We start from the raw sequence: 16,253 nt of genomic DNA on the forward strand, positions 1-16,253 counted from the left end.
CATGTCTCCCGTAAGTTTAAACATAGGGCTCTTCTCGGCAGAGAATCCCTTTTTGTTTAAAAACTCAACGGCCGTACCCATGCCTATATTAAGTTCTTTAATAGCTTTAATTAAAATGATTGGTTTGTCGTCTGACATTTAGCTCCTGTTATTGTTTTTTTATTTAATACAAAAGTAGTGTTTATTTGGCAATTACACCACTTATTCAAATTCTGACTTCAAAATTTGAACCACTTCTTTAATGGTTTCCTCTTCAAGGTCGGTGCGTTTTACCAAATCTTCTACTGTAAGTGCTAGTACACTCTTAGCAGTATCGCAACCGATAGCCTTTAATTCATCAATGATCCAGCTATCAATCTCATCTGAGAATTCTTCTAAATCAACATCCTCGTCGTTTTCTTCTCCGGCTTCACGATACACATCAATTTCGTAGCCAGTTAACTTACCAGCCAGTTTAATATTGTGTCCGCCACGTCCAATTGCCAATGAAACCTGATCTGGTTTTAAGTAAACCGATGCATGTTTGGTTTCATCATCCAATTTAATAGAGGTGATTTTTGCCGGGCTTAAAGCACGGGTAATGTATAATGAAATATTATTGGTGAAATTAATCACATCAATGTTTTCGTTTTTCAATTCGCGAACGATACCGTGGATACGTGACCCTTTCATACCTACACACGCTCCAACTGGATCGATACGGTCATCGTACGATTCAACAGCAACTTTAGCACGTTCTCCTGGTTCGCGAACAATTTTCTTAACGGTAATTAAACCATCGAAAATTTCTGGAACTTCCTGTTCGAAAAGGCGTTGCAAAAATTCTGGTGCTGTTCTCGAAATGATAATTTTCGGGTTAGCGTTGATCATTTCTACTTTAGAGATCACTGCTCTTACAGAATCACCTTTTTTGAAATAATCTGCTGGAATCTGCTCTGTTTTAGGCATTAAAAGTTCGTTACCTTCATCATCTAAAACCAAAGTTTCTTTCTTCCAAACCTGGTAAACTTCACCTGTTACGATTTCGCCTACCCTATCTTTATATTTTTTGAAGATTTCGTCTTTCTCTAATTCCAATACTTTAGAAACCAAAGTTTGACGGGCAGCTAAAATTGCTCTACGGCCAAAACTTTCTAAAGTAATCTGCTCGATATAATCATCGCCAACTTCTAAAGTGCTATCTAATTTAGAAACTTCAGCAAGCTCGATCTCTAAATCATCATCCTCAGAAAATCCATCTTCCATTACTTTTCTAGTTCTCCAGATCTCCAAATCCCCGTTATCCGGATTCACGATAACATCACAGTTTTCGTCTGTTCCGTATTTTTTACGCAACATGCTACGAAAAACTTCTTCCAGCACACTGATCACCGTTGGGCGATCTATATTTTTGAAATCTTTAAACTCTTGAAAAGAGTCGATCAAATTAATTGTTGTAGTACTCATTTTTACTTAAATGAAATTAACACACTTGTTTCTAATATATCATTAAACGGAACATCTGTTTGAATTGCTACCGCCTTTTTCCCTTTTTCTTTAACCGATTCTTCAATCAGCAGATTATTTTCTGTAACCGAAAGCAGTTTCCCTTCTTTTTTTAATCCTTCTTTCAACTTAATGCTTACTGTACGGCCAATATTTTTATTGTATTGACGGATTAATTTTAAAGGCTCACCAACACCCGGCGAAGAAACTTCTAAATTATAAGCCTGTTCTATTGCGTTTTCTTCTTCGAGATGAAAACCAACATGCCTGCTTATGGCCACACAATCCTGTATGCTAATACCTTCGTCGCCATCAACATGGATAATTAATTTATTGTTTGGCAACATTTTTACTTCAACCAGAAAGAGTTCTGGCCGATCTGCTATTTTTTCCTCAACGAGGGCTGCAACTCTCTTTTCTACCTGCATATTTTAACCTGATTTCATAGAAAAAGGGGACACTGTCCCCTTCTCTTTTCTTCGATTACGATGCAAATGTAGTAATTTTTTAGAAAAAATCAAACACTTGCGCTAATTATTATGCTGATTATTACCGTTTAAGTGTTTGTTGCTGCGCTTTTAAATTCTGCTTACCCTTCCCCATAATCAGATCGCCCACGGTTGCAAATTTTATCCCGATGTAACTCTCAACCAGATATTCTTTACCCTTAAGAAATGGCTGATCGGGATTAAATACGAGTGAATCGCCTAGTATCTTAACCTTGCCGGGCACTTCCAGCTCATCCTGGATACTGTCCAGATCGCCCGGTTTTAGCAAAACAGAAACCAAATTAAGTGTATCTGCGTTAGCCTGATAGGCATTTTTAACCTGTAACAGACTCGCCTCATTAATATTTTTAATTATTATTGATGAACTATCCCCAGAAAACTTAATTATTGGCCTGTTGTTTGTATTCGAACATGAAAGTGCAAATATAACAACAGCAATTATGGCCTGGTATTTAAAAAAGCATTTGAACATTTACAAAAATAAACAATTATGAGATTTATTATCGAAATCCTTTTGATGGGATTAGCCTTTTTTATCGGCGCAAGAATAGTACCTGGCGTACATGTTGATAGTTATGCAACATCCATTATTGCTGCAGTACTGGTTGCACTTGCAAACTCGACCATTGGGTTCATTTTAAGATTATTAACATTCCCTGTTAATTTTTTAACGCTCGGACTGGTATCATTTATCATTACCGTTTTAATGATTTTATTGGTTGATAACATGATGACCTCTTTTAACACTTCAGGCTTTATCGCTGCTGCATTTTTGGCTATAGTTGTAGCTTTAATTAAAGCAGTGTTTAGCGCTGTAGTTGGGGAGAAGGAATAGTCCGAAGTCGTGAGTCTGTAGTCATGAGTCGGATTGGACTAAGGACTACAGACTTTTGACTAAACGACTAACGAATAACTTCTCTCGAAATCACCATTTTCTGAATCTCAGATGTACCTTCATAAATCTGGGTAATTTTAGCATCGCGCATTAACCGTTCTACGTGGTATTCTTTTACGAAACCGTAACCACCGTGCACTTGTACAGCTTCGATGGTTACATCCATCGCCACTTTTGAAGCAAAAAGCTTGGCCATAGAACCGGCCTGTGTATAAGGTAAACCCTGATCCTTTAACCAGGCAGCTTTATAAACCAATAACCTGGCGGCTTCGATCTGTGTAGCCATATCGGCCAGTTTAAAAGCAATGGCCTGATGTTCAGCAATTGGTTTGCCGAATGATTTACGCTCTTTAGCATACTGCGTGGCCAACTCGAAAGCCCCCTGTGCGATACCTAAAGCCTGGGCCGCAATACCGATCCTCCCGCCTTCTAAAGTTTTCATGGCAAACTTAAAACCAAAGCCATCTTCACCAATCCTATTTTCTTTTGGCACCTTCACATCGTTAAACATTAAAGAATGTGTATCAGATCCGCGGATGCCGAGTTTATTTTCTTTTGGTCCAACGGTAAAACCTTCCATCCCTTTCTCTACAATAAAAGCATTGATACCTTTATGCCTTAACTCTGGGTGGGTTTGCGCAATAACCAGATAGGTTGATGCAGTACCGCCGTTGGTGATCCAGTTTTTTGTACCGTTCAGTAGATAATAATCGCCTTTATCTTCAGCGGTCGTACGTTGCGAGGTAGCATCAGATCCGGCTTCGGGCTCCGATAAACAAAATGCGCCTATTTTTTCTCCAGCTGCAAGCGGCTTTAAATATTTTTCTTTTTGGGCTTCACTGCCATAGGCCTCTAATCCATAGCAAACTAACGAGTTGTTTACCGAAACAACAACAGATGCGGAAGCATCGATTTTAGATAGCTCTTCCATTACCAAAACGTAAGAAATGGCATCGAGTCCGCTTCCATTATATTTTTCGTTCACCATCATTCCCAGGAAACCAAGTTCTCCAAGTTTTTTTACCTGCTCGGCCGGAAATTTCTGATGTTCGTCTCGTTCGATTACACCCGGCTTTAATTCTTGCTGCGCGAAATCGCGGGCAGCTTGCCGAATCATTAATTGCTCTTCACTTAATTCAAAATGCATAACATTTATGTATAAAAGGTTAGTAAATCAAATGTAGCATTAATGATCGAAATTACTATGGTTGCATAGTAATTTATTTTTAAATTCATTGGTTGTTATATTGGTGTATTTAGTACCGGCCTATTATAGCTTTAAACAGATGTTTCGGTTATTTTTTGGAAAGCAAGAGCAGTAATTCTTGGGCTCCGATAGCCCTGCCCTGTGCTTTATCCGGTGAAACCTGTGAAACAAGCAAGCACACAAAAAAATAAAAAAGTATAGTGCTTAAACYGGGATAACGCTGTCGGTCAGGTTTATTTAACCAAAGGTAGCTTGTACTATTAAGCCATATTTATTTGCTTGTATGATCTGCGTTAACGATGGAAGCGGCATCCTTTTTGGCTGTCATCCGGAGCGTAGTAGAAGGGCAGCCAAAAAGATACAGCGAACAGCGTGTTAAAACGCCCACAAAAAGATTATTTAGTCACCCTTTTAGTCAAGATGAGCCCAAGGCTTAAACTTCCTAAAACAAGAATCAATAAAACCTGCGAAGAATGAATGATGGTTGAGTAAGCCAAACCATCTTTAAAAGATATGCCATACAGCACCAAAGACTGCGCAACCATCCAGTGGAAAATACCAATACCGCCCTGAACAGGGGCTGCCATAGCAAAACCAGAAAATACAATTGCGGTAAATGCAGCGTTAAAATGTAATCCTGAAGTAGCTTGAATAGAAGAAAAGGCGAAATACATAGAAAGTGAGTAGAAAAGCCATATCCCTAGTGTATAGGTTAAAAATAATCCTTTTTGTTTTAACTTGCTATATGAGCCAAATCCCTGGCGCAGGCTTACAAAAATACGCAAGAATTTTTTACTGAATTTTTGGCGGAGAAAATATATTGCAACAGCAATGAGCAGCAAAATAATGATACCCAAACCAACTAACCACAAATAATTAATCGTACTTAATTTTTTAATAAGATTGACGTATATGGTTTGATAAAGAAAATCGGCTACCATATCATACTGAAAAATCAGCATTGCCAAACTGGTGAGAAAAAGCATCAGCACATCAAATAGCCGTTCGGTAATTACGGTACCTATAGAAGCAAACATGGGTACCTTTTCGGCTTTGTGAATAACCGAACAACGGCCAATCTCTCCGAAGCGCGGTAAAGCAAGGTTAGCCAGATAGCCGATTATTACGGCATGGTAAGCATTCCAGAAACTCACTTTGTAATGAATAGATTTGTACAGCATTTGCCAGCGCAAAGCACGTAATACATGTGCAATCCATACGGCAAATGCAGAAGTAATTACCCAAAAGTAGTTGGCGGTTTTAATTTCCTGCCAGATCTTTCCTAAATCCTGACCTCTAAAAGCTAAATATAAAACCCCTATCCCGATTAAAAACAGGATGATATATTTTAGCGCTGTTTTGAGGTCGAATATCACAAGGTTATTTTAGCAAGTGGTTGTTATCGTCAGGAAAAACCAATATTGGATTGTATTTTTTGGCTTCTTCTATTGGTAATGAGCCATACGACATAATGATGAGAATGTCGCCAAGCTGAGCCAAACGGGCTGTTGCGCCATTTAAACAGATGGTTCCGGTACCGCGTTCGCCTTTAATCACATAAGTTTCGAAACGTGCACCATTATTATTATTTACAATCTGCACCTTTTCATTAGCGATAATGTTAGCTGCATCCATCAAATCTTCATCTATCGTAATACTGCCTACATAGTTCAATTCGGCTTGTGTTACCCTAACACGGTGTATTTTCGATTTTAATATTGTGATAACCATTCGGCAAAGTTAGTAATCAGTTTGGAGTTTTCAGTCATCAGTTTGGAGTTTCGCAAATCGGTAAATTCTGATTCTTGATACGCACATCTTGACTTTACTTAATAATCATATTATCGATCAGCCTGGTTGAACCTACTTTTGCTGCAACCAGCGCAATCAGGTTATTTTCATGTTTTGATTTGGCTGGTTCCAGTGTATCGCCATTGGCAATGGTAAAATAGTCCAGTTCAACACCATCAATATTATGGTAAAATGCTTTGGCCTTATCTTCTAATTCGGATAGTGAATATTCGTTAAAATGATCAACAACGAACTGCAGCGATTTACTCAGCACGAGCGAATGTTTGCGATCATCGGCCGATAAATGGATATTTCGGCTGCTCATGGCTAAACCATCGGCTTCGCGGATAATCGGACAGGTAATAATGGTGATGGGCAGCTTAAAATAAGCCAGCATATTCTTGATCATTAATACCTGTTGGAAATCTTTTTGTCCGAACATGGCTACATCTGGCTCAACGGCATCAAACAATTTTTTTACAATCTGCGTTACACCTTGATAGTGGCCCTTTCTAAATTCGCCTTCCAACAGAAATTCGGCATTACCCAAATCAATGCGCCAAGCCTCGTCGGCCCCGGCAGGATACATTTCATCTACATTAGGCATAAATACACCGTTACAACCAGCATCGGCCAGCATGGCTAAATCGTGTTCGATTGGGCGCGGGTATTTCTCTAAATCTTTGGGATCTGTAAACTGCGTTGGATTTACAAATATGCTACAGATAATGATATCTGCATTTTGTTGGGCCATTTTTATCAACGATATATGACCATTGTGCAAGGCACCCATGGTAGGCACAAGTGCTATTTTTTTACCTGATGCTTTTAAGGGTTTTAAAAAAGCCTTAAGTGCTGCTTTGGTTTTAAATATTTCCAATTTGGACAAACTAAATTAAAGCCGTAAAGGTGTAAATTAATCTAAACGAAACCAAACAAATGCTTGCTATATTGATAAATAGTATTATTATGCTTACCTTTGCAGCTCATTATCTTTTATTTAACTTAATATTTTCTTAGAATATGGAGATGGCCAAAACGAAGCTGCTGATTGTTACACACGAGATGTCGCCTTTCCTCGAGCTTACTAAAATTTCTGAAATCACGCGCCAATTACCACAAGCAATGCAAGAAAAAGGATTCGAAATCCGCATCTTAATGCCTAAATTTGGTAACATCAACGAAAGAAGAAATCGTTTACACGAAGTAATCCGCTTATCAGGAATGAACATCATTATCGATGACAACGATAATCCTTTAATCATTAAAGTAGCCTCCATCCCAGCTGCACGCATGCAGGTTTATTTCTTAGACAATGAAGAATATTTCCAACGCAAACAAGTGTTTAGAGATGCAAGCGGGAAATTCTTCGACGACAATGATGAACGCACAATTTTCTTTTGCAAAGGCGCATTGGAAACCGTTAAAAAATTAGGCTGGGCGCCAGATATTGTTCACTGTCATGGCTGGATGAGTGCATTAGTTCCTGCCTATATCAAAACAACTTATAAAAATGATCCTACTTTTAAAAATTCTAAAGTAGTATATTCTGTTTATGAGGATGGCTTTACAGAGAAATTAAATGCTAATTTCGCGAATAAAGCAGTAATGGCCAATATGACCGAGGATGATACTAAAGCATTCTTGCCATCTGATTGCGACAGCATGCACATTGGTGCGATAACACATTCTGATGCAGTAGTTTTAGCAGATGAAAACCTAAATGCAGCTATGTTAAAATTTGTTAAAGATTCCAATAAGCCAACATTAGCTTTTAACTTAACCGAGAATTTCGAAAACTTCTATACTTTTTATGAAGAAATTTCGAATGACGAACTGGTTTCACTTGCTTAATTAAGGTATTATTATTTTAAATATGAAATTTACAAAACAAGACTTATTAACCCTGTTGATAGGTCTTTTTCTTTTTGCATCGTGCAAAAACCCTGATGGTGTTGGTTTAGATGTAGATCCGAACGCTGCAATTACCGGAACGCTGGTGGTATCGCCGGTTAAGGCTCAACTTGTACAAGAAGACGCTGCCAATACCTACGGATTAAACCGTTATCCATTGGGATACATGGTAGACCCTACCTTTGGAAAAACCGAGGCAGCTTTAGCATTAACGGTTTACCCAATTGTTAATACAGATTTCGGTACCACTCCAGTATTAGATTCTGCAGTTTTGGTATTAAAATTAGATACAACATCTACACTAACCAAATTTTATGGCGATACCACCAATTCTAAATACAGTATTGATGTTTATCAGTTAGCTAATAAGGTTACGAATTATAAAAGCTCTGATGTACAAGCGATTAACAACACACTTTTAGGCAATTTTACAGGTAAACTGGCGCCGAATACTAAAAGAAAAATATCTATTATTGTTCCAGGCAAAGCTGATACTCTAAAAACTGTACCTGCACAGATCAGAATTCCTTTAAACAAGGCATTTATACAAAACGCCATATTAAACTTAGGCACCGCAGGAACATCCACAAATGCAAAATTTATAGACGCATTTAAAGGCTTATATGCTCAGGTAAATAAAACATCTTCAACAGGGGTTGGAGGTATTGCCTTTTTCAATTTCACAGGCACCGATTCATATTTACAACTGGTTTGGAAAAAAACCAATTCATCAAGCGGAATAGACACCAATAGTGTTAACTTTCCAATTGGAGCGTTGGTTCAAAATAGCAGTAGTGGCAGTTCAATTTCCGGAATAGCCGCAAACATTAAGCACGATTATACCGGCACGGAAGTGCAAAAACAAATTGATGTTGCAGTTCCAACAGATCCGGCTCAACAATATAATGTTACTTACTTACAAGGCTTAGCCGGTGTAAAAACCAAGTTAACCTTCCCAGCATTAACAAGCTTTAAGGATACTTACGGGAAAGCAATTATCAATAAGGCAGAATTAGTTGTAGAGATAGGTGAAAATGCACCAGCATATCCTTTTAATGCTGCTCAACGACTTTCTTTATATCGTTGGGATATTGCGCATCAACCAGCCGATATACCTGATTTTACAACTTTTTCAAGCAGTGCTTCAGGGGGTGCAGCACTTTTTGGCGGTTATTTCGATTCGTTAAAGAAACGTTATATTTTTATCATAACCAGTTACGTTCAGAGCTTGATTGATAAAAACGTTGAAGATTATGGCACATTCCTAGCTCCTACATCTTATACCGATTTCCAGAGAACACCTACTGCTACATCTGCAGAAAGATCGATTATAGGCGCTAGCAGCTCAACTGCTAATAAGATAAAGTTAAATATTTATTATACTAAAATTAATTAACGATTTTAGTGTAATCATAAAAACTCTTGCTAGCAAAACTGGCAGGAGTTTTTTTGTATCATTATTTTATGGCTACGGAATAAAAGCGCATAAAAAAAGCTACCTCTCATCAGGTAGCTTTTTTATGTATTTTAACTTTAATTAAAAGGGAAGATCTCCATTCTCATCTGATGGACCAATTGTAAATTCATCTTCAATTTTAGCTTCAGAACTTTGATGCGTTGGTGTAGTTGGACTTTGCTCGAAATCGCTTTTTCTGCCTAACATGGTAAAGTTTTCGGCCACAATTTCTGTTACATATTTTTTAACCTTTTCTTTGTCTTCAAAGGATCTTGTTCTTAATTTGCCCTCTATGTAAACCAGTTTACCTTTCTGAAGGTATTTGGAAGCAACCTCTGCTAAGCCACGCCATAACACAATATTGTGCCATTCCGTTTGTTCTACTCTTTTACCGTCTTTGTTGTATGTTTCCGAGGTAGCTAATGGAAAACTGGCTACTGTTACGCCACCGTCTAAATGTCGCACTTCAGGGTCTTTGCCTAAATGGCCTACTAAAATAACTTTGTTAATCCCAGACATAAATATTTTTGGTTAGTTGTTTCGTTTTCTAAGTGCGCACCGAATAAGATGGTTAGTTATTCCATTTTGTTCTTATAAAAATATTCCAGAACAAAATCATGGATTACTTTTGGCTGCGGTAACTCATCTAATTTACTTAAAGAAACCCAATTAAGTTCCTTTTGTTTATTAAAGTTAAATATATAATTTTTTAATGCAAAAAATTGTACATGGATTATTTGGTGAGTTAATATGTGCTTTTTGGCTCTTATAAATGTAAAATCGGCGTTGTTTCCGAATACAGATTTTACCCGATCGATGAATAATGAATCGCTCCACTCGCATTCTTCTGTAGTTTCCACGCTAGGGAAATCATATAAATGCTGCCATATATCCCCTGCTTGCCTTTCCCTGATCAATACTTTTTCATCTTCAAAACAAACAAAATAATTAATATACCGGTGTTTTTGTTCGGCTTTGCGGATTTTAACCGGTAGCATATTTACCTGGCCATGGTTAAAAGCATAACACTCCTGACTAAGTGAGCAAACGCTACAATTGGGCGATTTTGGCTTGCACTGCATGGCTCCAAACTCCATAACAGCCTGGTTATATAGCGCAGGGTCATCTTTGTAGAGCAAATCATTTGCTAACGCATAAAACTCTTTTTTGCCGGCCGGGCTATTTATTGGCGTAGCTAAACCATAGAACCTGGAGAGTACCCGAAATACATTTCCATCTACCACAGCCCGTGCTTCTCCAGTCGAAAATGAGGAAATGGCAGCAGCTGTATATTCACCAATCCCTTTTAATTTTATGAGCTCATCATGCAGATTTGGGAAGATTCCATGATAATCTTTCACCACAATTTGAGCGGTTGCATGCATATTCCTGCCCCTCGAGTAATAACCCAGTCCTTGCCAAAGCTTCAAAACTTTGGCTTCGGTAGCACTGGCAAAATCGGCAACTGTAGGGAAATTCTCTAAAAACCTATTAAAGTACGGAAGCCCTTGTTCTACTCGTGTTTGTTGTAATATAACCTCTGATAACCAGATGGTATAAGCATCATTGGTATGCCTCCAGGGCAAATCTCTCTTATTTATCAGGTACCAATTGATGAGTTCATTTTGAAATATCATTACTGCAAATTACGGTCTATTTATCCGATTAAAAAAAAACTTGCAATTGCCTGATAAGTCTAGTGATAAAAAAATCATCTTTTATTTCCCTATCTCATTAAAAAGCAATACTTTTGCAACCCCAAAACAGTAGTAATATTAAAACATAATATATAATAAATAATAAAATATGACTAAGGCAGATATTATTTCAGAAATATCAACAAAAACCGGAATTGAGAAGGTTGATGTACAGGAAACAGTTGAGGCATTTTTCAAGGTTATCAAAACCAGCATGATTGGCGGTGAAAATGTATACGTAAGAGGCTTCGGAAGCTTTGTTGTTAAAAAGAGAGCGCAAAAAACTGCGAGAAATATCTCAAAAAATACTGCAATAATTATCCCAGAACACTTCGTTCCTAGCTTTAAACCAGCAAAAGTATTTGTTGATAAAGTAAAAAGCAATTCAAAAAAAATTAACGTAGAAGCCTAAGTCTTATATATGAATAGCAATATCAGATCAAAACAAACCATAGTTATTGGAGCGATTGTATTGCTTGTTGCATTCTTATTTACAAGAGACATTAAGGGTTTGGTTAAACCAACGGAAGAAAATGGAAAAATGCCTTCAAGTGGCCCAATGGCCAGAGCAGCTTCTCCATCAAATACATCGGTACTAAACCTCGAAACTTCGTCTACTGCTGCAAAGAATGTAATCAATAAGAATTTGGCTACAGACATTACAGCTTTAGAAAACAGCTACAAAGGCGCAAATGGCGCAGAGAAGATTGAACTTGCTAAACAACTGGCTCAGAAATGGGACGATGTTGAGCAAATTACGCCATCTGCACTGTATTTAGAAGTTGTAGCCGAAGGCGAACCATCATCAAAATCGTGGTTAGCTGCCGGTAATCAATTTATAAAAGCTTTTGAAAGCACACAAGATAGCATAGCGCAACCTGCTTTATTGCAGAAAGCCAATGTATCTTACAAAAATGCATTAGAGAAAGACTCTACAAACATTGAAGCTAAAACAGGCTTAGGTATAACGATAGTAAACGGCTTAGGCGCACCAATGCAAGGTATTGCAATGTTGTTAGAAGTTGTTGCTAAAGAACCTAAAAATGTAAAGGCCAATATGAATTTAGGATTGTTCTCTATAAAATCAGGTCAGTTTGATAAAGCAATTCCTCGTTTTAATACCGTAATTGCCGCTGCTCCAACTCCTGAAGCCTATTTTTATTTAGGAACAGCTTTAGAAAATTTAGGCAGAAATAAAGAAGCAGTAAATGCTTACCTATCAAGCAAAAAATTAGCGGCTAACCCAACCTTATCTTCATTCATTGATAAGAAGGTGGCTGAACTAAAGAATAAAAATTAATTAACAGATTAATAAAAACATTTAAAACTTAAAACTATGCCAAGCGGTAAAAAAAGAAAGAGACATAAAATGGCTACCCACAAACGTAAAAAACGTTTAAGAAAAAACAGACATAAGAAAAAATAGTTTCTTATTTGATAAAGCCAGTTAAACCTCATAGTAAACACTATGAGGTTTAAACAATTTATATGATTTTTTTATTGTATATGTTTTTGGCTACATCACTGTTTTTATTTACTATCCATTTGTTAATAGGCGAAAGCCTTAAATCTGTAGCTGTTGGTAAAAGAATTAATTATCAATTCGACTCCTGCCGGAGTTACCATAGCGTTGATTGAAGACAAACAACTTGTTGAGCTTCACAAAGAACAAATCAATATTAACTACGCTGTAGGCGATATTTATTTAGGCCGCATTAAAAAAATTATGCCTGGCCTGAATGCCGCTTTCGTGGATGTTGGTTATGAAAAAGATGCTTTTTTGCATTACTTTGATTTGGGCCCTCAGGTGCAATCTTTAATTAAGCTAACGAAGATCAAGCGTAATGGCTCGGTTACAGGCACATTATTAGATAATTTAAAGCTAGAAGCCGATATTAACAAGGCGGGCAAAATTTCTGATGTGCTCAGTAAAAACATGCTCCTACCTGTACAAATTGCCAAAGAGCCAATTTCTACAAAGGGACCGCGTTTAAGTTCCGACATTTCGATTGCCGGCAGGTATGTGGTACTGGTGCCATTCTCCAATACCATATCTGTATCAAAAAAAATTAAAAGTAATACCGAACGTAATCGTTTAAAAAAGATTATTGAAAGTATTAAACCTCAAAATTTTGGGGTCATTATCAGAACCGTTTCTGAAGGCAGAGGGGTTGCCGAAATGCAAAAAGATCTTTTAGATTTAATTGCTAAGTGGGAAAACTTCATTAAAAAAATGCCATCTACCGAACCTTCAAAAAGAGTTTGGGGAGAAATGGACAGATCATCAACGTTAATCCGTGATATTCTGAACCCTGATTTTACAAACGTTTACGTGAGTACGCCAGAGTTGTACGATGATATCCGTTCTTATGTTCACGACATCTCTCCCGAAATGGAAAAGATCGTTAAACTATACAAACAGAAAGAACCTATCTTCGATCATTTTGGTGTAGAAAAGCAGATTAAAAACGCTTTCGGAAAAACAGTAAACTTACCAGGCGGTGCTTACCTTGTTGTAGAGCACACTGAAGCACTCCACGTTATAGACGTGAATAGTGGAAACCGTACTGCCAGTAAAGAAAATCAAGAAGAGAATGCTTTACAGGTAAACAAAGAGGCGGCCAAAGAAATTGCCCGTCAATTGCGCTTGCGCGATATGGGCGGTATTGTGGTAATCGATTTTATCGATATGCACAAACCAACAAACCGTAAAATGCTATTCGATTATTTGCGTGAGCTGATGTTATTGGATAGAGCCAAACACACTATTTTGCCTCCGAGCAAATTTGGTTTGGTACAGATTACCAGACAACGTGTTCGTCCGGAAATGAATATTGTTACGGTAGAAAAATGTCCGGCCTGCGATGGGACCGGAGAAATTAAAGCGAGTATCGTTTTAATGGATGATATTGAGAACAACCTTAATTATATTTTAAGAGAGCAGAATGAAAAAGGCGTAACCCTTTGCGTACACCCATACATCGAAGCTTACATTACAAAAGGCATTTTCAACCTTCAACGCCGCTGGTTCTTTAAATACGGCCAATGGATTAAAGTTAAGGCACAATCATCGTATCACTTAACCGAGTTTCACTTCATCTCCGCAAAAGATGAAGAGATTAAGTTATAACTCAAAACACATTTAACAGAAAGCCCGGATTTTTTAAATCTGGGCTTTCTGTTGTTTAAGTGTATTTCAAATCTAAAATATTAATTAAGTGCCTCATTAAGTTGTGCTCAGATGACTTAGGTGGTCAATATTTTTGGAAAACAACTGTCCTGTGCGTTTTGGCCACTTAGTCCTGCTATCCCTCCAAGTCCTCACTCATTCTTCGCTCCGGGCTTTCCGTTCTATCAGGTTTATCAACAATGGCGCTGCATTTTATAGTGATGTTTCGAACCTCGCAGGTTTTGAAAACCTGCGAGGTTTAACGTAAACACGATTCGGGCAAACGATTAATTGTTCAAAAAAATAAAAACACTTTCAATCCTGAAAGGTTAAATTCGTAATCTAAAATTTTAATCAATTGGCAAAATCAAAAAGTGCATTTTTCTGTCAGAGCTGTGGCTACGAATCGGCAAAATGGTTGGGTAAATGTCCGTCTTGTAACCAATGGAATACCTTTGTAGAAGAAATTGTAGAAAAAAGCTCCGCTTCTGTTCCAACCTGGAAAAGCGATAATACCAGTCGCAAATTAAGCAAACCAAGTAAGGTTGATGAAATACAATCATCAACTGAGCGTAGAATATTAACTGGCGATAAAGAATTAGACCGCGTTTTAGGTGGTGGATTAGTAGAAGGATCGCTAGTGCTCATCGGCGGTGAACCGGGTATCGGGAAATCGACCTTGATGTTGCAACTGGCTTTAAATTTAAAGGGCAAAAAACTACTCTATATCTCCGGTGAAGAAAGCGAACAACAGATTAAAATGCGGGCAGAAAGGATTCAGGAAAGCCCCTCATCCAACTGTTACATTTTAACAGAAACTTCTACACAGAATATATTTAAACAGATCGAAATTCTTGAACCAGARATTTTAGTTGTAGATTCTATTCAGACTTTGCACTCCGCTCATATCGATTCAACACCAGGTAGTGTATCGCAGGTAAGGGAATGTACTGCCGAATTATTGCGTTTTGCAAAAGAAACCGGCGTACCTGTTTTCCTTATCGGCCACATCACCAAAGATGGCGCTATTGCAGGCCCTAAAATACTCGAGCACATGGTTGATACGGTTTTACAGTTTGAAGGCGACAGGCACCACGTTTATCGCATCCTAAGATCCATCAAAAACCGGTTTGGTGCAGCCGCAGAACTCGGGATCTACGAAATGCAGGGCAGTGGTTTAAGAGAAGTTTCCAATCCATCAGAAATCTTGCTCTCACAACGTGATGAAGAGCTGAGCGGAATCGCCATAGCCGCAACCTTAGAGGGTGCAAGGCCGATGTTGATTGAAACACAGGCCTTAGTGAGTTCGGCAGCATATGGAACTCCTCAACGCTCAGCAACAGGTTTCGATACCAAAAGGATGAACATGCTCTTAGCTGTTTTAGAAAAACGCTGTGGCTTTAGATTAAGTACACAAGATGTTTTCTTAAATATCGCCGGTGGAATTAGAGTGGAAGACCCTGCAATTGACCTGGCCGTATTAATTGCCATTATATCATCGCATCAGGATATCGCTGTTTCTTCAAAAAACTGTTTCGCCGCAGAAGTAGGCCTATCGGGAGAAATTAGGGCGGTAAACAGAATCGAACAACGTATTGCCGAAGCAGACAAATTAGGTTTCGAAACGATTTACATCTCTAAATACAACTTGAAAGGAATTGATACAAACAAATACAACCTTGAGATTAAAGCAGTAAGTAAAATAGAAGAAGTGTTCAGCCTTGTTTTTGGATAGATAAAAGGTGGGGAAACAACTCAACAAATTTCCACAGAAAGAAGATAATATTCTACATTCCTATAACATCATTGAATATTAACAAATCAGCAAAAAAACAACAACTAACTGAATATAAATACATTAACTATACCAAAAACAAAAAATTAAACTTTTGGATTCTAGTTTGCCTATAATAATTTAAATGTACATCATAAAATGTGATTGCAATTATAGGGATGATTTTCCCCGTTAATGGATGTTAGCGGGGATTTTTTGTTTTCATTATTAATGAAAAATTTTAAATAACTTTGATTAGATCATTAACCGGATAATTATAAAACCATGAAAAAAATCATTCTAAGCTTCAGCTTTTGCCTATTTACGGCATTTTCATTTGCTCAAAGCGCATATAC

The 16,253-nt window shown here is 37.7% G+C and carries 16 protein-coding genes; 7 read left to right on the forward strand and 9 right to left on the reverse strand.

Annotated features, from left to right (window positions below; genetic code table 11):
* Positions 1 to 201: 201 nt before the first annotated feature.
* The 3 genes from nusA to AC1DND_RS02645 all read right to left on the reverse strand — a co-directional run bounded on the left by nusA (position 202) and on the right by AC1DND_RS02645 (position 2,466).
* A complete protein-coding gene (gene nusA, locus AC1DND_RS02635) occupies positions 202 to 1,446 on the reverse strand; it encodes a transcription termination factor NusA (protein ID WP_029274497.1) in 1,245 nt (414 codons plus the stop codon).
* Between the two features lie 2 nt (positions 1,447 to 1,448).
* Positions 1,449 to 1,913 (reverse strand): ribosome assembly cofactor RimP, encoded by a 465-nt coding sequence (gene rimP, locus AC1DND_RS02640; protein WP_477578882.1) that lies wholly within the window; start codon positions 1,911 to 1,913, stop codon positions 1,449 to 1,451.
* 121 nt (positions 1,914 to 2,034) lie between these two features.
* Complete coding sequence (locus tag AC1DND_RS02645) at positions 2,035 to 2,466, reverse strand: hypothetical protein (RefSeq protein ID WP_477578884.1); 432 nt, start codon at positions 2,464 to 2,466, stop codon at positions 2,035 to 2,037.
* Between the two features lie 18 nt (positions 2,467 to 2,484).
* On the opposite strand from AC1DND_RS02645, the gene AC1DND_RS02650 reads away from it, so the two are divergent.
* Positions 2,485 to 2,829, forward strand: a complete 345-nt coding sequence (locus tag AC1DND_RS02650) for a phage holin family protein (RefSeq protein ID WP_057931556.1) — start codon at positions 2,485 to 2,487, stop codon at positions 2,827 to 2,829.
* Positions 2,830 to 2,896: 67 nt separating this feature from the next.
* Here AC1DND_RS02650 and AC1DND_RS02655 read toward each other — a convergent pair whose 3' ends face one another.
* The 4 genes from AC1DND_RS02655 to panC form a co-directional block, all read right to left on the reverse strand.
* Positions 2,897 to 4,036 carry an acyl-CoA dehydrogenase gene (locus tag AC1DND_RS02655; protein ID WP_477578886.1) on the reverse strand — a complete coding sequence of 380 codons (1,140 nt, stop codon included), beginning with the start codon at positions 4,034 to 4,036 and terminating at the stop codon, positions 2,897 to 2,899.
* 455 nt (positions 4,037 to 4,491) lie between these two features.
* Positions 4,492 to 5,472, reverse strand: a complete 981-nt coding sequence (locus tag AC1DND_RS02660; RefSeq protein ID WP_477578887.1) for a lysylphosphatidylglycerol synthase transmembrane domain-containing protein — start codon at positions 5,470 to 5,472, stop codon at positions 4,492 to 4,494.
* A 4-nt stretch (positions 5,473 to 5,476) separates the two neighbouring features.
* A complete protein-coding gene (gene panD / locus AC1DND_RS02665) occupies positions 5,477 to 5,827 on the reverse strand; it encodes an aspartate 1-decarboxylase (RefSeq protein WP_029274491.1) in 351 nt (116 codons plus the stop codon).
* A gap of 94 nt (positions 5,828 to 5,921) precedes the next feature.
* Entirely contained in the window at positions 5,922 to 6,767 is an 846-nt protein-coding gene (gene panC / locus AC1DND_RS02670; RefSeq protein ID WP_477578889.1) for a pantoate--beta-alanine ligase, read from the reverse strand.
* 149 nt (positions 6,768 to 6,916) lie between these two features.
* On the opposite strand from panC, the gene AC1DND_RS02675 reads away from it, so the two are divergent.
* Positions 6,917 to 7,741 carry a glycogen/starch synthase gene (locus tag AC1DND_RS02675; RefSeq protein ID WP_477578891.1) on the forward strand — a complete coding sequence of 275 codons (825 nt, stop codon included), beginning with the start codon at positions 6,917 to 6,919 and terminating at the stop codon, positions 7,739 to 7,741.
* A gap of 22 nt (positions 7,742 to 7,763) precedes the next feature.
* On the forward strand, positions 7,764 to 9,197 hold the full coding sequence (locus tag AC1DND_RS02680) for a DUF4270 domain-containing protein (protein ID WP_477578893.1): 1,434 nt from the start codon (positions 7,764 to 7,766) through the stop codon (positions 9,195 to 9,197).
* 141 nt (positions 9,198 to 9,338) lie between these two features.
* Here AC1DND_RS02680 and AC1DND_RS02685 read toward each other — a convergent pair whose 3' ends face one another.
* Positions 9,339 to 9,776 (reverse strand): single-stranded DNA-binding protein, encoded by a 438-nt coding sequence (locus AC1DND_RS02685; RefSeq protein ID WP_029274486.1) that lies wholly within the window; start codon positions 9,774 to 9,776, stop codon positions 9,339 to 9,341.
* Between the two features lie 56 nt (positions 9,777 to 9,832).
* On the reverse strand, positions 9,833 to 10,894 hold the full coding sequence (gene mutY, locus AC1DND_RS02690) for an A/G-specific adenine glycosylase (RefSeq protein WP_477578895.1): 1,062 nt from the start codon (positions 10,892 to 10,894) through the stop codon (positions 9,833 to 9,835).
* A gap of 169 nt (positions 10,895 to 11,063) precedes the next feature.
* Here mutY and AC1DND_RS02695 point away from each other — a divergent pair, with 169 nt between their 5' ends.
* The 4 genes from AC1DND_RS02695 (at position 11,064) to radA (ending at position 15,858) form a co-directional block, all read left to right on the forward strand.
* Positions 11,064 to 11,366: an HU family DNA-binding protein gene (locus AC1DND_RS02695; protein ID WP_025143406.1), complete on the forward strand. Its 303-nt coding sequence runs from the start codon at positions 11,064 to 11,066 to the stop codon at positions 11,364 to 11,366.
* Between the two features lie 9 nt (positions 11,367 to 11,375).
* Positions 11,376 to 12,254, forward strand: a complete 879-nt coding sequence (locus tag AC1DND_RS02700) for a tetratricopeptide repeat protein (protein ID WP_477578897.1) — start codon at positions 11,376 to 11,378, stop codon at positions 12,252 to 12,254.
* A 279-nt stretch (positions 12,255 to 12,533) separates the two neighbouring features.
* Positions 12,534 to 14,084, forward strand: coding sequence for an Rne/Rng family ribonuclease (locus AC1DND_RS02705; RefSeq protein ID WP_029274483.1), 1,551 nt, complete (start codon positions 12,534 to 12,536; stop codon positions 14,082 to 14,084).
* A 397-nt stretch (positions 14,085 to 14,481) separates the two neighbouring features.
* Positions 14,482 to 15,858, forward strand: a complete 1,377-nt coding sequence (radA, locus tag AC1DND_RS02710) for a DNA repair protein RadA (RefSeq protein WP_477578899.1) — start codon at positions 14,482 to 14,484, stop codon at positions 15,856 to 15,858.
* Positions 15,859 to 16,253 lie beyond the last annotated feature (395 nt).

It is taken from the genome of Pedobacter sp. 01N416, from assembly GCF_056399685.1.